This is a genomic window from Bradyrhizobium sp. STM 3843 (assembly GCF_000239815.1).
Taxonomy (GTDB): Bacteria; Pseudomonadota; Alphaproteobacteria; order Rhizobiales; family Xanthobacteraceae; genus Bradyrhizobium.
The window spans coordinates 14,063-27,216 of sequence record NZ_CAFK01000284.1; the positions used below are offsets into that span (position 1 = coordinate 14,063).

Annotated in this window: 22 protein-coding genes; 7 read left to right on the forward strand and 15 right to left on the reverse strand. The window is 63.9% G+C overall.

Annotation, left to right across the window (positions count from 1 at the left end):
- Positions 1 to 76: 76 nt before the first annotated feature.
- Positions 77 to 397, reverse strand: a complete 321-nt coding sequence (locus BRAS3843_RS28650; RefSeq protein ID WP_008972631.1) for a hypothetical protein — start codon at positions 395 to 397, stop codon at positions 77 to 79.
- 739 nt (positions 398 to 1,136) lie between these two features.
- On the opposite strand from BRAS3843_RS28650, the gene BRAS3843_RS28660 reads away from it, so the two are divergent.
- Together BRAS3843_RS28660 and bfr are read left to right on the forward strand one after the other, a co-directional pair.
- On the forward strand, positions 1,137 to 1,418 hold the full coding sequence (locus BRAS3843_RS28660) for a (2Fe-2S)-binding protein (RefSeq protein WP_008972633.1): 282 nt from the start codon (positions 1,137 to 1,139) through the stop codon (positions 1,416 to 1,418).
- A 135-nt stretch (positions 1,419 to 1,553) separates the two neighbouring features.
- Positions 1,554 to 2,042 (forward strand): bacterioferritin, encoded by a 489-nt coding sequence (gene bfr / locus BRAS3843_RS28665; protein ID WP_008972634.1) that lies wholly within the window; start codon positions 1,554 to 1,556, stop codon positions 2,040 to 2,042.
- A 130-nt stretch (positions 2,043 to 2,172) separates the two neighbouring features.
- Here bfr and BRAS3843_RS28670 read toward each other — a convergent pair whose 3' ends face one another.
- The 4 genes from BRAS3843_RS28670 to BRAS3843_RS28685 form a co-directional block, all read right to left on the reverse strand.
- The gene (locus tag BRAS3843_RS28670) at positions 2,173 to 2,778 is read right to left on the reverse strand and encodes an MSMEG_1061 family FMN-dependent PPOX-type flavoprotein (RefSeq protein WP_008972635.1); all 606 of its coding nucleotides are present in this window, start codon (positions 2,776 to 2,778) and stop codon (positions 2,173 to 2,175) included.
- Positions 2,779 to 2,850: 72 nt separating this feature from the next.
- Complete coding sequence (locus BRAS3843_RS28675) at positions 2,851 to 3,204, reverse strand: hypothetical protein (protein ID WP_008972636.1); 354 nt, start codon at positions 3,202 to 3,204, stop codon at positions 2,851 to 2,853.
- Between the two features lie 20 nt (positions 3,205 to 3,224).
- Positions 3,225 to 4,286, reverse strand: coding sequence for an alpha/beta fold hydrolase (locus BRAS3843_RS28680; protein WP_008972637.1), 1,062 nt, complete (start codon positions 4,284 to 4,286; stop codon positions 3,225 to 3,227).
- An 83-nt stretch (positions 4,287 to 4,369) separates the two neighbouring features.
- Positions 4,370 to 4,615: a DUF2188 domain-containing protein gene (locus BRAS3843_RS28685; protein ID WP_008972638.1), complete on the reverse strand. Its 246-nt coding sequence runs from the start codon at positions 4,613 to 4,615 to the stop codon at positions 4,370 to 4,372.
- A gap of 117 nt (positions 4,616 to 4,732) precedes the next feature.
- Here BRAS3843_RS28685 and BRAS3843_RS28690 point away from each other — a divergent pair, with 117 nt between their 5' ends.
- Positions 4,733 to 5,005, forward strand: coding sequence for a DUF2277 domain-containing protein (locus tag BRAS3843_RS28690; protein ID WP_008972639.1), 273 nt, complete (start codon positions 4,733 to 4,735; stop codon positions 5,003 to 5,005).
- 68 nt (positions 5,006 to 5,073) lie between these two features.
- Here BRAS3843_RS28690 and BRAS3843_RS28695 read toward each other — a convergent pair whose 3' ends face one another.
- Positions 5,074 to 5,601, reverse strand: a complete 528-nt coding sequence (locus tag BRAS3843_RS28695; protein WP_008972640.1) for a collagen-like protein — start codon at positions 5,599 to 5,601, stop codon at positions 5,074 to 5,076.
- 150 nt (positions 5,602 to 5,751) lie between these two features.
- Between BRAS3843_RS28695 and BRAS3843_RS28700 the strand changes: the two genes are divergently transcribed.
- On the forward strand, positions 5,752 to 6,000 hold the full coding sequence (locus tag BRAS3843_RS28700) for a hypothetical protein (RefSeq protein ID WP_008972641.1): 249 nt from the start codon (positions 5,752 to 5,754) through the stop codon (positions 5,998 to 6,000).
- Between the two features lie 30 nt (positions 6,001 to 6,030).
- Here the strand turns inward: BRAS3843_RS28700 and BRAS3843_RS28705 are convergent, their stop codons facing one another.
- The gene (locus BRAS3843_RS28705) at positions 6,031 to 6,306 is read right to left on the reverse strand and encodes a helix-turn-helix domain-containing protein (protein ID WP_008972642.1); all 276 of its coding nucleotides are present in this window, start codon (positions 6,304 to 6,306) and stop codon (positions 6,031 to 6,033) included.
- Between the two features lie 271 nt (positions 6,307 to 6,577).
- Here BRAS3843_RS28705 and BRAS3843_RS28710 point away from each other — a divergent pair, with 271 nt between their 5' ends.
- Entirely contained in the window at positions 6,578 to 7,063 is a 486-nt protein-coding gene (locus BRAS3843_RS28710; protein WP_008972643.1) for a J domain-containing protein, read from the forward strand.
- 165 nt (positions 7,064 to 7,228) lie between these two features.
- Entirely contained in the window at positions 7,229 to 7,672 is a 444-nt protein-coding gene (locus BRAS3843_RS28715; RefSeq protein ID WP_008972644.1) for a hypothetical protein, read from the forward strand.
- A 72-nt stretch (positions 7,673 to 7,744) separates the two neighbouring features.
- Here BRAS3843_RS28715 and BRAS3843_RS28720 read toward each other — a convergent pair whose 3' ends face one another.
- The 7 genes from BRAS3843_RS28720 to BRAS3843_RS28750 form a co-directional block, all read right to left on the reverse strand.
- Complete coding sequence (locus BRAS3843_RS28720; protein ID WP_139024997.1) at positions 7,745 to 8,338, reverse strand: mismatch-specific DNA-glycosylase; 594 nt, start codon at positions 8,336 to 8,338, stop codon at positions 7,745 to 7,747.
- The gene (locus BRAS3843_RS28725; protein ID WP_008972646.1) at positions 8,298 to 8,792 is read right to left on the reverse strand and encodes a hypothetical protein; all 495 of its coding nucleotides are present in this window, start codon (positions 8,790 to 8,792) and stop codon (positions 8,298 to 8,300) included. Before BRAS3843_RS28725 ends, BRAS3843_RS28720 begins: the two co-directional genes overlap by 41 nt.
- Positions 8,793 to 8,994: 202 nt before the next feature.
- A complete protein-coding gene (locus BRAS3843_RS28730; RefSeq protein ID WP_008972647.1) occupies positions 8,995 to 9,276 on the reverse strand; it encodes a hypothetical protein in 282 nt (93 codons plus the stop codon).
- A 200-nt stretch (positions 9,277 to 9,476) separates the two neighbouring features.
- Positions 9,477 to 9,824, reverse strand: a complete 348-nt coding sequence (locus BRAS3843_RS28735) for a type II toxin-antitoxin system RelE/ParE family toxin (RefSeq protein ID WP_008972648.1) — start codon at positions 9,822 to 9,824, stop codon at positions 9,477 to 9,479.
- A complete protein-coding gene (locus BRAS3843_RS28740) occupies positions 9,761 to 10,066 on the reverse strand; it encodes a hypothetical protein (protein ID WP_244425492.1) in 306 nt (101 codons plus the stop codon). Before BRAS3843_RS28740 ends, BRAS3843_RS28735 begins: the two co-directional genes overlap by 64 nt.
- Positions 10,067 to 10,128: 62 nt before the next feature.
- Positions 10,129 to 10,512, reverse strand: coding sequence for a RidA family protein (locus BRAS3843_RS28745; protein WP_008972650.1), 384 nt, complete (start codon positions 10,510 to 10,512; stop codon positions 10,129 to 10,131).
- A gap of 336 nt (positions 10,513 to 10,848) precedes the next feature.
- Positions 10,849 to 11,541, reverse strand: coding sequence for a glutathione S-transferase family protein (locus tag BRAS3843_RS28750; RefSeq protein WP_008972651.1), 693 nt, complete (start codon positions 11,539 to 11,541; stop codon positions 10,849 to 10,851).
- Between the two features lie 224 nt (positions 11,542 to 11,765).
- Here BRAS3843_RS28750 and BRAS3843_RS28755 point away from each other — a divergent pair, with 224 nt between their 5' ends.
- Positions 11,766 to 12,323, forward strand: a complete 558-nt coding sequence (locus BRAS3843_RS28755; RefSeq protein ID WP_008972652.1) for a phosphohydrolase — start codon at positions 11,766 to 11,768, stop codon at positions 12,321 to 12,323.
- Positions 12,324 to 12,427: 104 nt separating this feature from the next.
- Here BRAS3843_RS28755 and BRAS3843_RS28760 read toward each other — a convergent pair.
- On the reverse strand, positions 12,428 to 13,154 hold a 727-nt coding region (locus BRAS3843_RS28760), incomplete at its 5' end, for a phosphomethylpyrimidine synthase ThiC (RefSeq protein ID WP_035983103.1).

Sequence of the window (13,154 nt, forward strand, 5' to 3'; positions counted from 1 at the left end):
ACGGTAATTTTGCGCCATCACACAGGACGCTATCCGAAATCCGGCGAACCCCCAGCGATTTAATGAAGGTGAACGGTCACTCGCACACCCGGACGCGCCGCACGCGCCAGACATAGCCGTCCCAGAAGCGCTGCCGCTGCCAATAGCAGGCGTAACCGGGATCTGCGACATAGGCGGGACCGCCCCCGTAATAATAGGGGCCTGGCGCGTAATAGCCTGGGCCGTAGTAATAGGGGCTGCTGCCGGCGGCAATGGCGCCGCCCACGATCGCGCCACCGATCAGTCCGGCGGCGACGCCCGCGGCAACGCGACCACCTCCGGCTTGGGCCGGCGCAGGTGCCGTGGCCGCAGTGGCCAGCGCGGCGGTGGCGACCAGGGCCGTGAGTGTCTTCTTCATGACCGTACCTTTCTCACAGGTCTTCAGGCGGAAAGACCGTCCCGGAGGCAAACTTCCACATTCTGCTTGAATGTTCAATGAACGGGCGTCCTCCATAGGACGACCCAGAGTCGGAATTGGTTCGATCATGGCGTTTGGAATGCCAGGGGCAGGCCGGGACAGAGCATGACCAGCGCCATGAGCGTCGTTGTCGCCGTCGGATTGACCTCGGTATTTTGCTACGTCCTGATCGTGCGGGCAGACCGACAACGGGCCCGGCGGCGGGCTGGCGGCGATACATCCAGCTCTGACGGAGGCTCGTCGTCGGACAGTGGCTTCAGCCTGGGAGGCTGGTTCAGTCATTCCGCTACCGACAGCATGGGTAACCCGATCGATGGCGGCGGCTCGGACGGTGGTAGCGACGGCGGGGGAGGAGATGGAGGCGGCGGCGGAGATGGCGGTGGCGACTAGCCCCCAAACCTCGGCGGCAAATCCCCATGACCTGGACCAGTCTTGCCGCGTCGTCGCAATGCCGTCATTCCGGAGCAGCCCAGACAAGGGGGCGGGTGCGCAGCGATGGTATCGATTTCCGGCCTCCAACGGAGGCCGCTGCTTGTTTGATCTATAACAACAGGCCTTGCTTAGATTCATTCTAGGTTGCGTTGGCAGTTTGGAATCGCTTCAAAAGACGTGTTTTGCCTTTGCGCCAGGCGGCACGGATCACTATCGATGAGTGGCATCTTCGAGATTGGCCGTTTCAATGATTGTCTGCTCCTGCAACGTCATCAGTGACCACGACATCCGCCAAGCCGTGAAAACGGCGGACGAACTGCCGCGCAGTCCCAAGCAGGTTTACGGCTGCCTCGGCTGCAGCGCGGAATGCGGCCGCTGCGCGCGCACCATCAAGACGATCATTGACGAAGCGCTGGGTCCCTGTGCACGCGCCTGCAACGTCGGCTGCCAGCACCGCCAGGATCATGCCCATTCGGCGGCCAGCTCCGTTGAAGACGTTCAGAGCCGTTTCGCCCTGGCCGCCTGCTGAACGAGGTCGGTCCGCCCGAGCCTCAAACCTGCCCTCAACCCATCCTTTCGCGTTGAAGACGCACGAACGGGGTCGTCTCGGTCCGACGAACCTGTTATGGAGCGAGCCGCGGCGTCTAACTTTCGGAGCACATCAATGCAGGGCGACCCAAAGGTCATCGAATATCTCAACAAGGGGCTGCGGAGCGAGCTGACGGCCATCAACCAATATTGGCTGCATTACCGGCTGCTGCAGAACTGGGGTCTCTTGGAGATGGCCAAGGTCTGGCGCAAGGAATCGATCGAGGAGATGAATCACGCGGACCGCTTCACCGACCGCATCATCTTCCTGGACGGCTTCCCGAACATGCAGGTGCTGGACCCCTTGCGGATCGGCCAGAACGTGAAGGAGATCATCGAGTGCGATCTCGCCGCTGAGGTTGCGGCGCGCGCGCTTTATCAGGAAGCCGCGACCTATTGCCACGGGGTCAAGGACTACGTGACGCGTGATCTGTTCGAGGATCTGATGAAGGACGAAGAGCACCACATCGACTTCCTCGAGACGCAACTCGACCTGATCGGCCGGATCGGCCTCGAGCTCTACACCCAGAAGCACGTCGGCGGTCTCGAAGCCGAGCACTCCTAGGGTCTGTAATGGTCGGGTGGGTTTGTGATGGCCGGGCCTGCCCCGGCCGTCACACGCATTCATTCACGACACGGCGGGACGATCGTCATGTCTTGCTACAGCCGACGGCCAAGCCGTCGCGGCCGATATCTCACAGTTGAGTCCGGTAGCGGGCGTCGACGGTGTCCTGCGGTTCGGGTTCGCCGAGGCTGGTCTGGTCGTGGATGATCTCGCTGATGCTCGGCATCGCGGAGCGCTCGACCTGGGTCTCCTGCAACCATAGTTTCGAGCGCATGATCGCCTTGCCGCAGTGGAAATAGGCCTGCTCGACGGCGATGCTCAGCACCACGCGCGGCGGCTTGCCGAACTCCACCATCGCAGCAAGCAGCTCCGGCGCCGTGGTCAGCGAGCCCCGGCCGCCGACCCGCAGCATTTCGTTGATGCCAGGAACAAAGAAGATCAGCTGCAGCTGGCCGGAGCCCGCGGCGATGTTGTTGAAGCTGTCGATGCGATTGTTGCCGGGGCGGTCCGGCATCAACAGCCGGCTGTCGCCGTCGATATGAACGAACCCCGGATGGCCGCCGCGCGGCGACGCGTCCACACTGCCGTCCGAACCTGACGTCGCGAGCACGCAGAACGGCGACATCGCGATGAATTTCTTGCTGTGCACGTCGAGCGCAGGCCGCGCTTTCGCGATCACGCGTGCGCTGGGTTCGGGAAAGATCGCGGCAAGATCCGCAGCGACGAGATCAGGCAATGTCCACCTCCGAAGCATAATGATCCACAAAAGCTAGCAGCGCGCCGCCGACGTGCAAGACACTCATCGTCGTCATACCGCGTCTGCGGGGACGAAGCAGCTGATGACGATGCCGCCGCGATGGTGCACGTACCACACCACGGCCTCACCGATCGGATTGCCGCGGTCGCGGATGACGGCGCGCTCGGGAACCTGCATCCATTGTCCCTCGATCGGAACCCAGTAGGTGCCATCGCGCACTTCGTAGTCCGTGCGATGGCCGTCGGCGATGTCGCAGCAGGGAACACCGTTCGGAGCGATCATGCTCTTGAACCAGGAGCGGATATCCGGTGGCACGTTGTCGAATTGGCCATTGTCGAAGGCGAAGGCTGCCGTTCCCAGCGCCACCAGGCATATCAGCAGCGCGGCCTGCGAGAATCTCAGCATGGCAGCCTCCGTCGAAAATGTCACTCCGCCCGCTGCGGCGCGGTCGCGAGCAGCTCGCGCAATGGCTCGATGTAGAACTTCGCAGATCCCGTCGTGAGATGGCCCCGCGTCTCGGTCGAGGCGGGGATCAGATAGATCCGGCCGTTCTTGACGCGCTTCATGGCCTCCGCGGTGACGCCAGTCTCCGGCGGATTGCGCTCATCATCGGCCGAATTGATCAGCAGCACGCGCGCCTCGATCTTGTCGAGGTCCGGCGACGGATTGTAGTCGTGCGACGACTCCCATTGGTAGATGAAGTCGTTGGCATCGGTCGGCAGCGGCGCGGCGAGCCGCTCCTCCTCCATCTTGTCGGCCTTTGCGGCCGTCGGCGCCAGCGTCTGATAGGCCAGCGTCCCGCCCGCCGACGCAATGCCATAGGCCGTGATCGCATATTTCATCATGCGCGGCTGCGCCGTGTAGTTGCCGCCGTTGTAGTCGGGATCGTTGCGGATCGTGTCCAGCATGATCTTCCGTAGCATCCAGTTGCGCGCGGCCATCTCGGTCGGCTGGGACGCCATCGGCGCCAACGCATCCATGAAATCAGGGTGGCGCGTGCCCCAGATCCAGCTGTGCATGCCGCCCATCGAATTGCCGATCACCAGCCTGAGATGCTTGATCCGCAGTCCTTCGGTGAGCAGCCGATAATGCGCATCGACCATGTCGGCATAGTCGTAAGCCGGAAACTTTGTCTTCAGCCCATCGGATGGTTTTGACGATTTGCCGTGGCCGATGCTGTCGGGAATGATGATGTAATATTTCGACGCGTCGATCGGTTGATCCTTGCCGAACAGCTCGCCGGCAAAGGCCGGTGTCAGCATGCTCGCGGCTGAGCCGCCTGTGCCATGCAGCACCAGCACCGGCTGGCCGGTCGGCTCGCCCACGGTCACATAATGCAGCCGCAGCTCCGGCAGGGTCTCGCCGGTGTGAAACTTGAAATCGCGGGCGACGAAGTCGCCTTCCTTCGGTGCCGGATAGTCGTCGGCCTGCGCCGCCATCGCGCTCAGCAGCAACGCCGTCGCGGCGGCGATCATCGATCGTGTCATGTTCGTCTCCCCGGATCCGCGCGCTCTGGTGGCGTGCGTTGCCCCAGATTAGCACGGAACCGTCAGGCAGCCGAAAGCACGATTTATGGCCGGTCCTCGACCTCGGTCTCGGGACGGTCTTCGCCCGATGCCGTTTCGCTGTGCCATTTCCCGTCCGCAGTCTCGTATTCGATCGCTTCGGTCCGGCCTGGCATGCGCTGCTCCGCAGCAGCGCGCTTGGCAGCGGCGAGCGCCTCAGCATGGGACGGAAAACTCTCTGAAAAGGCGCCGTCGACCGTATAGGCCCAACCGCCGTCATGCTCGACGATCCGATAGGTCACGTGTGTCATCGATGGGCTCGCTTTCTTCATGCTGATGGTCTGGTGTAATGCCTGCCATTGTAGACCAAAATGGCCTCAGGTGGCCGATGTGTTCGACTGTGGGAACCATACGAGCGGAGGAACCGAATGTGCCGGAACATCAAGACGCTGTTCAATTTCGAGCCGCCGGCGACGGAGGACGAGATCCACGCCTCGGCACTGCAATTCGTCCGCAAGCTGTCCGGCTTCAATAAGCCCTCGCAGGCCAATGAGGCGGCATTCGAGCTGGCCGTGCATGAGGTCTCGGACGTGGCGCGGCGGCTGCTCGCCTCGCTGCACACCCAGGCGCCGCCGCGCGATCGGGCCACGGAGGCCGCCAAGGCAAAGGAACGATCGCAAGCGAGATTCGCCGGCCGCTGACAAGGGAGCGGACACTGGCGCTTTGGGCGGATCAGCGGACCGAGATCGGCGGGGCCGGCGTCGCGATCTCACAACGCATCGTCGTCGTGTCGATGCTTCTTGTGCTTTTTCTTTTTCTTGTCTTTTTTCTTCTTGTGAGGCGGCTCGTTCTCGAGGTGCGGATCGTCGTCCTCGAAGGCATCTTCGAGCGCATCATCATGTTCGGTGGCTGCAAAGATGTCGCGCACGGCAAGCTGCGCAACGTCGCGCTCATGGGCCTCGCGATCGTGCGTCCGCTTGTACTCTTCGTAGGCCTCGAACAGTTGATGCAGCCACGGCATGATCTGATCGATCGTCGGCAGCGTCCCCGGCGGACCCTGCTCGCCGCGCGGTCCTTGGGGACCGGCCGACCCTTGCGGTCCGATCGGGCCCGGCTTGCCGGGAGGCCCAGCTTCGCCGCGCGGTCCCTGAGGGCCGGGCTTGCCTTGCAGGCCGGGCTTGCCGTCCGGCCCCGGCTTGCCGCGCTGTCCATCCGGTCCGCGTCGTCCTGGCTGCCCTTGCGGTCCTCGTGGACCCGCAGGCCCCTGATATCTCCGACTCGCCGGATTTCGCGCCACGCGTACAGCTCCTGATTCGCACGCGAGCCTAGCAGACGCACAACGAAGCCAGCAATTGCGCGCGCCGGCCCGCCCTGATTGATCAACATCAATCGGCCGCTCGCGCGGATGTCATGAGATGAAGCGCCGGTTCGGAAGCAGGGGCACGCAATGCAGGCGGGGTGGCGACTGGTCGGGCTCGCCGTGATCATCTTCGGCGTGGCGTTTGCGGCCGAGCGGCTGCTTGTGCCCGATATCGTGCCCGTCGGTTACGCAGATGAGGTGCAGCCCTCGTGGGCGGTCGAGATCGCTTTCGTGCTGCGCACCATCGAACTGATGGCCGCCCAGGTCGCGCTGATCGCGGCGGCCGTCATGGTCGCCGTCGTCGCGCGGCGCTGTTTACGGCGCCGCGCGCTCTGAGGCGAATGTCCGGCATTCCACACCAGGGGATTACGCCCCGTAGGCGGGCACTTCGACGCCATCGGCGACAAAGACCCTGATCTTGTTCCGCAAGGTGCGCACGGGCATGCCGAGCAGTCTGGCGGCATGGGTGCGGTTACCGTTGCAGCGTGCAAGCGTCTGCACGATCAATTCGCGCTCGACCTCCGACAGCGGCGTTCCGATCAGTAGCGGAACGACCGAGGTCGCGGGCCGGGCCTCCGGCATGATCGAGCCGGACTCGACGGTAAATGGGCTTGCGGCATGCTGTGTGAATTCGTGTGACATTACTCCTCCCGATCAACGCTCCGCGGCATCGGCGCGGAAAACATCGAGACCCAACTGAACACCCAGCCCGTAAAACACCGTGGTCCGACAAGGTTAACAGGACCTTAATGTGGGCCGGTCAATGCACGGAAAACGGGAAAAATCTCGAAATTGCCACGATATGGCGAAATCGCCGACGCATTTCGGCGCGCTCCGGGGCGAAATCCAAAATTAACGGCCGCACCAGCCGACGCTTGGCAAGCCGCGGACCTCACGCCAGTGTGCCGCCGCTATGGCCGCGACCACATCAGCCACATCGTACAAATTCGCGCTCGAACGGCTCCTGCAGGCGCCTGAGATCGACTGGCACGAGGCCGCCGAGCTGGTCTCTCAGATCGCGCGCGACAGTTCCGAGCTGACCTTGCGGCAGGCTGCGAGCCAGGCCCTGCCGATCTTCCGTGCGGCGGCGACGTCTCTGACCGATGATGGGACGGATGACGCGGCCCGGCGGCGCCTCCTCGTCGTGCTCGACGTGCTGATCGAGCTGACGGCGCCGCGTTTCGGCCGCCGCGGCATCAAGCCGAAGCCGCTCAGCCCCGACCAGCATGCCCGCAAGCTGCTGGGTCTGCCGATCGACGGTCCGCTCTCCGGTGCCGAGATCCACGGTGCCTTCCGTCGCGCCGCCAAGCTGATGCATCCGGATATGGGCGGCAGCGCCGAGGCGTTTCGCGAGCTCGCGGCCGCCCAGGACGTTTTGCTGAAGACCACGTGCGCATGAAAGCGCGCTGAAGCTGCGCGCGCAGCCTGAATGGCCGCGGCCGCGCCCGGTGCGCATGCGTGCAGCCGCATGTACTTCGCCTCGCGAGCGGCTAAATTCGGCCAAACCGATTCGCTTGGACTTTCCGCCTCATCTGTGTTGCAAAATCCTCGGAGCGTTCTTCAAATGACGATTGCATCCTTTCTTCGCGGTACGCTGGTTGCTGCGCTGACGACCGCGGCGGCCGCCGTGCTGCCCGCGACCGCGCATGCGGATGGCGGCTTCATCACGCTGACCATCTACAAGGCCGGGTGGATCATCGGCGGCTCCGGGGGCTCGGGTGTTCTGAATTTCCATGGCCGCGCCTATCCGCTCTCGACCGGCGGGCTCGACTACGGCCTCGTGTTCGGCGGCTCGCGCACGGTGCTGCGTGGCCGGGTCAGCAACATCTGGCGTCCCTCCGATGTCGAGGGCGTCTATGGTGCCGCGGGTGCAGGCTTGGCGGTCGGACGCGGCGTGCGCGGCATCGTGCTGACCAACCAGAAGGGCGCGGTGCTCGAGCTCTCCGGTGAGCAGATCGGCCTGCTCGCCAATGTCGACCTCTCGGGGCTCGCGATCTCGATGCGGTAGGTCGCGGTCCCTCGGCTGATCGCTGCGCCTCTGGAATACTGGGCGACTGGCCGGAGCATGACCGGCTTGCTGCTACGGTCTGGCGACATGCGCCGCGAGTTCCAGCCATGGCGCAAGCGTCCACGCGCCTGACGCGGCGCCCGAAGGTGACGCGAGCACGAAGATGTCCGGGACATCATCCTGCCGCGGCTGCCGGCCGAGCGTGATCCGCGTCGTCGGGCGGCCGTAGAACAGGCTCGCGGCCTTCTTGCTGGTGAAGGCGATCGTGCGCGGACGATACCGCCGCATCTTCGCCGTGAACGCATCGACATCGACGCCAGCCTGCAGCGCGACATGGTCCATGCCGGCGCCGTGCTTGCAGAGATCGGTGAAGCCGATGCCGAGCTTCATGAGTTCGGGGAATTCATGCGGCTGATACAGCCGCGGCGTCAGGCCTGTGGCGTGCAGCGTGCGCCAGAAGCGGTTGCCCGGATGGGCGTAATAGTGGCCGGTCGCGGCCGACCGTTCGCTGGCCGCGGTGCCGACGAAGACCAGGCGGAGGTCTGGTGCGAGCTGATCGGGCAGGCGGTGTTGCCCGTCGGCGCCGGCCTGCCCGGGCGCAGCACTAACGATTGTCCGATCTTGATCACGTCGCCGGGATGCAACTTGGTCCGAAGCGCGATTCATCATCGTCCTCGTCGTGGTGCGGCTCGGGATATTGCTCGGGCGCCTTGCCTTTGGCTGCGATCACGCGCGGATAGCGCGTCTTCGGCTGCTTGGTCCCGGTGGCCTTCAGCGTGATCCGGAACAGCCAATCGTCGCCGTAGTCGAACAGGAACAGGAGCGTATGGCCGACCTCCGGGAACGCCGTCGCAATCCGCGTCTTCTCGACCCCGAGCACGCCCGCGTCGGCCTCGCCGATGTCGGCAAACAGCTCATACTGCGGATGGACCACCTTGATCTTCGACAGTGTCAGTCCGGTGTAGAAGCCGAAGGCGTGATCGAAGTCGAAGCCGAATGCCTGCACGATGGCTTCGGCCAGCCGGTGCAACGATCTGGTCGGATCGATCTCGATGTCCCGATAGACGGAGCGGCCACCGTCGAGCGCGGCGTGGAGGACGAACGTCTCGGTCTGAGCCATGCCGATCTCCCACGGGCGAGCAGCAGGATGACGCCCTGGGTCGAGCATATACGGCCAGGACGGCGCGGGCGAGGGCGGACGCTCCCGGCAGCCGCGATTGTCCCCATCTCATGGTCCAGGCGCTATCCGCGGCTCGCCATGAATCAGGCGACCGCCGCGTGGCGGCGATCGCCCGGAACGGGAATGTCGGGTGATGGCGCCCTTAGAAGAAGCAGCGGCGCTCGTCGCGCAGCTTGAGCTGGATCGTTGAGGCTTCGCTGAACGTGGATACCGGCTGCGAGACCACCTTGTAGGTCGACGGCCATTCGACCGGCTTGGACTGCAAATCGGTGTTCCAGATCTGGCAGATGCCGGTGTTTTCCCAGCGGATCACGTAGTAACCGGACGCCGGCGCAGGCGCGGCGTGCCGAGGCGCGGCGAGCGCCGGTACAACGGAAGCGGCAGCGATACCGGCAGCGGCAGCGAGAGTGGTCAGGCGACGCATCGGAAATCTCCCCTCACGAAACAGAGCCCCAGCCGCCGCGGCGGATCAGGCCTGCGGGCGGCGCCGATCCATTCCTTGCGAACCGGCCCCGGACTCCTGCGACAAAAGCGCGCTGCTGGCAAGGCGGCGATGGCACCGCTCACGGCGATGTCAGGGGAAGGCGGTGGAGACGGTTGCGGCCGGTGATTTGGGGCCGGGGGTCAATGGCGCGCCTCCCGCCCATGCCAGATGCGTGTGATCAGAATGTCGCTTGTCGCAGGAAGCAGCACGTAGCGCACGACGTATCCTGACGTTCCGAACCGGACGACGAGCTGGCGAATATCGGGATCATCGGCGCGGTGTCCTCGATTTGGATGGTCCTGCAAGCTCTCGATTGTCGTGAACAGCACGACCATTGCGCCGCCGCGCGCTGCGCCGGGATTGATCTGATCGAGAAAGGATCGCAGTCGGACGATGTCGTCGCGGGCATCGTCCGAAAAGATGATTATCTGGTCTTGCGGGACAAAGGAGGTGGAAGCTCTTCTGCGGTGTCCCAGCTCGCGACCCACGCCTTGATGTCGTCGAACGTGACACCCTTTCCCATCGCAAGGTACTGGTCCAGTCGGCGACGATCCTCTGCGACGTCAGGGCCTGCGAAATCAACGACGGAGTCCCGCATCGCGACTGCGTCGGCGAGCACCGTGGCGACATCCTGCCCCCGCTCGGCCGCGATTTCGGCGAGGCGGGCGTCGGTGTCGGCGTCGATCTCGATCGTGCGGCGGACGAGGTTCATGGAGGAAAAGATAGTCACCAGGGTGAGGCTTGTCGAGCGGTGAAACCCGTCCCTCCAGGACGCCTCCGCGCAGGCGAACCTCACGTCACGATCGCCGCGACGCCCTCGATCTCGATCAGCATTTTCGGATCGGGCAGCGCGGCGACCACGCAAGTGGTGCGCGCGGGATAGGGTGCCGGCCCGAACGCCTCGGCATAGAGCTTGTTCATGGTTGCGACGTCGGAGGCGCGGGTCAGCAGCACGTTGACTTTGACCAGGTCGCGGATCGTTGCGCCGGCCTCCGTGAGCACGCGCGTGAAGTTGATCACGACATTGGCGAACTGCGCCTCGAAGCCGTCGGGCAGCGCGCCCTGCGCGTCGAGGCCGGGAATGCCGGAGATGAAGACGAGATCGCCGAAGCGGGTGCCGAACGACAGCGGCGGCGCCTTGACGTGGGGTGGAGCGGGGATGTGGTGGATGGGCATGGGGACCTCTGGCTGCTTCGGAAACCGGTCGAGGATATCGCAAATCTGCTTGGTGCGGTGAGCAGAGGCGCGTCCGCGACAATGCTTCCGCGAACGCGATGAATGGACGCGCCGTGCGCGCCAGTTACGGATGTTGTTGCTAATGGTGGGGCACGCGCCGCGTCAGGCCAGGCAAAGCATCGTCGCGACGCGCGCTTTGCCATCTCGCACCTGCCTCCGTCATTGCGAGCGTAGCTAAGCAATCGAAGGCCGCGCAACGATACTGGATTGCTTCGGCGCTTCACGCCTCGCAGATGGCGGGATCGAGAGACAATCTTATGATCTTCCCGGTTTGACTTACCCACTGACCATCGCGTGGATCGCCTCGCAATGGCGCACCAGGTTGGGATGCGCTGAGACGAACGCCTGCAGCGGCGTTTCAATCGGATAGAAGTGGATGTTGGCAATGAAGCCGTAGATGCCGGCATCCAAGCTGGTCGGCGCCGGGCCGTACACATAGCTCCGTGTGGGAACGATCTGGGCGAGCACCTGGAGGTCGGCCAAACCACGCGCATAGGCCTGGTCCGGCGTGTAGCGGCCGATGCCCTGATAGTAATAGCGCTGCGCGTTGTAGTCCCTGGCCTTGTCAAGGCTGGCGGCATCAAGCTGGGAATGCTGCGCCATGAAGGCATCGCGGAACAGCGGGTAATATCGGTCGTCCTTCCAGCGCGAATAGGACATCACCCAATAGAGGTCGTCGAGCATGCGCGTGACCAGATGGTTGATGCGGCGCTGCGCAGGCGTGAGCGCGGCGTCGATGGTCAGGCCATGCTTGTCGGTGAGGTGCGCGATGATCACGTCGGAGTCGCCGATGGTCTTACCGTCTTCGACGATGTAGGGCAACTGCCCACGCGGCGCGGCCGAGGCGTCGAACAGGTGTTCGTGCACAAAGGGGACGCCCGCGAGCTTGAGGAAGGCAAACACCTTCAGCCCGTAGCCGTTGTTGTCGGCGACGCCGAAGAGAGGTGGATAGGAGTAGAGCGTGAGCATAGGACGAATTCCGGGGTGAATGGAATGCGTTGAAGTGATGCTCATCACGCAGCGTTCGATGCGAACATCGCGATGCTATCTCAGTACGTGGGATAAGTGAAGCCGTACTTTGACCGTTGGAGAGGTCGAAGATGGCGCAAAGTGAGCCCGTCGGGGCAGGGTGCGTTCGGGCGGCTGCGTCCGCTTGCTCACCGGAATGAATGCACCGTGATATAAGCATCCTCATGACCCGTGCAGATCTTGTGGCGGCCTATGCGGCGCCAGGCCGCCACTATCACAATCTGACCCATGTCGAGGACTGTCTCGGCCTGCTTGTGCGCGTTGACGATCTGTCGGCGGCTGAGCGCGCGATTTTGACCGAGGCGATCTGGTGGCACGATGTCGTCTATGACCCGACGCGGTCTGACAATGAGGAGCTGAGCGCGCGTCTTGCCGAACAGTGTCTCGCTGCCGATATCGGCGGAGAGGTGGGACGCCTGATCCGCCTGACCAGAACTCACCAGGTCGAGCCAGGTGACAGGCTTGGTGCGATCCTGATCTCGATCGATCTCAGCATTTTGGGGACCGAGCCGTCGCTGTATGACGCCTACGCCGCCGCGATCCGCAAGGAATTCGCCCACGTGTTCGACCAGGCCTATCGGGCGGCCCGAGCCGACGTGCTCCGGCGCTTCGCCGCGCGGCCGGTGATATTTCCCGATGCGGCGTTCGCAGAGATCTACGAGCGGCGAGCGCGGGACAATCTGGCCCGCGAATTGGCGTCGCTGCAGGGAGGCCACGAATGAAAGAAGCCGGGCTTCTGCCCGGCTTCTGATCGATGGCCGGGTCATCCTCGATCACGTCGAGGACAGGCGCCCGGCCATGACGGTGCAGAGAGCTGAGCAGCGCCTCACAACGCCTTGTTGCTCTCCTTCACCTTCTCCGCATCGAGATAGACGCTGTTGCCCATTTCCTTGAACTTGGCGCTCATCTGCGCCATGCCGTCTTCGATCTGGCCGGAGATCGACATGCCGACAGAAGCCGGATCGTTCAAGGTCGCCGCGTAGTCGCGGACGTCCTGGGTGATCTTCATCGAGCAGAATTTCGGGCCGCACATCGAGCAGAAATGGGCGACCTTGTGCGCTTCCTTCGGCAGGGTCTCGTCGTGGAAGCTCTTTGCGGTATCGGGATCGAGGCCGAGGTTGAACTGGTCGGTCCAGCGGAATTCGAACCGCGCCCGTGAGAGCGCGTCATCGCGGAGTTGCGCCGCCGGGTGGCCCTTGGCGAGATCGGCGGCGTGGGCCGCGATCTTGTAGGTGATGACGCCGGTCTTGACGTCGTTGCGGTCGGGGAGACCGAGATGCTCCTTCGGCGTCACGTAGCAGAGCATGGCGCAGCCGAACCAGCCGATCATGGCAGCACCGATCCCGGAGGTGATGTGGTCATAGCCCGGGGCGATGTCGGTCGTCAGCGGCCCGAGCGTATAGAACGGTGCCTCGCCGCATTCCTTGAGCTGCTTGTCCATGTTGATCTTGATCTTGTGCATCGGCACGTGGCCGGGGCCTTCGATCATGACCTGGCAGCCCTTGGCCCAGGCGATCTTGGTCAATTCGCCCAGCGTCTCCAGCTCCGCAAAT

Bases quoted from the DNA above. Each gene is read 5' to 3' on its own strand.
- BRAS3843_RS28720 (WP_139024997.1), bottom strand. From the start codon at position 8,338: ATGAATCGCGCTTCGGACCAAGTTGCATCCCGGCGACGTGATCAAGAT.
- BRAS3843_RS28710 (WP_008972643.1), top strand. From the start codon at position 6,578: ATGGCCGCGACCACATCAGCCACATCGTACAAATTCGCGCTCGAACGG.
- BRAS3843_RS28680 (WP_008972637.1), bottom strand. From the start codon at position 4,286: ATGACACGATCGATGATCGCCGCCGCGACGGCGTTGCTGCTGAGCGCG.
- BRAS3843_RS28675 (WP_008972636.1), bottom strand. From the start codon at position 3,204: ATGCTGAGATTCTCGCAGGCCGCGCTGCTGATATGCCTGGTGGCGCTG.
- bfr (WP_008972634.1), top strand. From the start codon at position 1,554: ATGCAGGGCGACCCAAAGGTCATCGAATATCTCAACAAGGGGCTGCGG.
- BRAS3843_RS28745 (WP_008972650.1), bottom strand. From the start codon at position 10,512: ATGCCCATCCACCACATCCCCGCTCCACCCCACGTCAAGGCGCCGCCG.
- BRAS3843_RS28755 (WP_008972652.1), top strand. From the start codon at position 11,766: ATGACCCGTGCAGATCTTGTGGCGGCCTATGCGGCGCCAGGCCGCCAC.
- BRAS3843_RS28685 (WP_008972638.1), bottom strand. From the start codon at position 4,615: ATGACACACGTGACCTATCGGATCGTCGAGCATGACGGCGGTTGGGCC.
- BRAS3843_RS28730 (WP_008972647.1), bottom strand. From the start codon at position 9,276: ATGCGTCGCCTGACCACTCTCGCTGCCGCTGCCGGTATCGCTGCCGCT.
- BRAS3843_RS28690 (WP_008972639.1), top strand. From the start codon at position 4,733: ATGTGCCGGAACATCAAGACGCTGTTCAATTTCGAGCCGCCGGCGACG.
- BRAS3843_RS28650 (WP_008972631.1), bottom strand. From the start codon at position 397: ATGAAGAAGACACTCACGGCCCTGGTCGCCACCGCCGCGCTGGCCACT.
- BRAS3843_RS28705 (WP_008972642.1), bottom strand. From the start codon at position 6,306: ATGTCACACGAATTCACACAGCATGCCGCAAGCCCATTTACCGTCGAG.
- BRAS3843_RS28750 (WP_008972651.1), bottom strand. From the start codon at position 11,541: ATGCTCACGCTCTACTCCTATCCACCTCTCTTCGGCGTCGCCGACAAC.
- BRAS3843_RS28660 (WP_008972633.1), top strand. From the start codon at position 1,137: ATGATTGTCTGCTCCTGCAACGTCATCAGTGACCACGACATCCGCCAA.
- BRAS3843_RS28715 (WP_008972644.1), top strand. From the start codon at position 7,229: ATGACGATTGCATCCTTTCTTCGCGGTACGCTGGTTGCTGCGCTGACG.
- BRAS3843_RS28700 (WP_008972641.1), top strand. From the start codon at position 5,752: ATGCAGGCGGGGTGGCGACTGGTCGGGCTCGCCGTGATCATCTTCGGC.
- BRAS3843_RS28725 (WP_008972646.1), bottom strand. From the start codon at position 8,792: ATGGCTCAGACCGAGACGTTCGTCCTCCACGCCGCGCTCGACGGTGGC.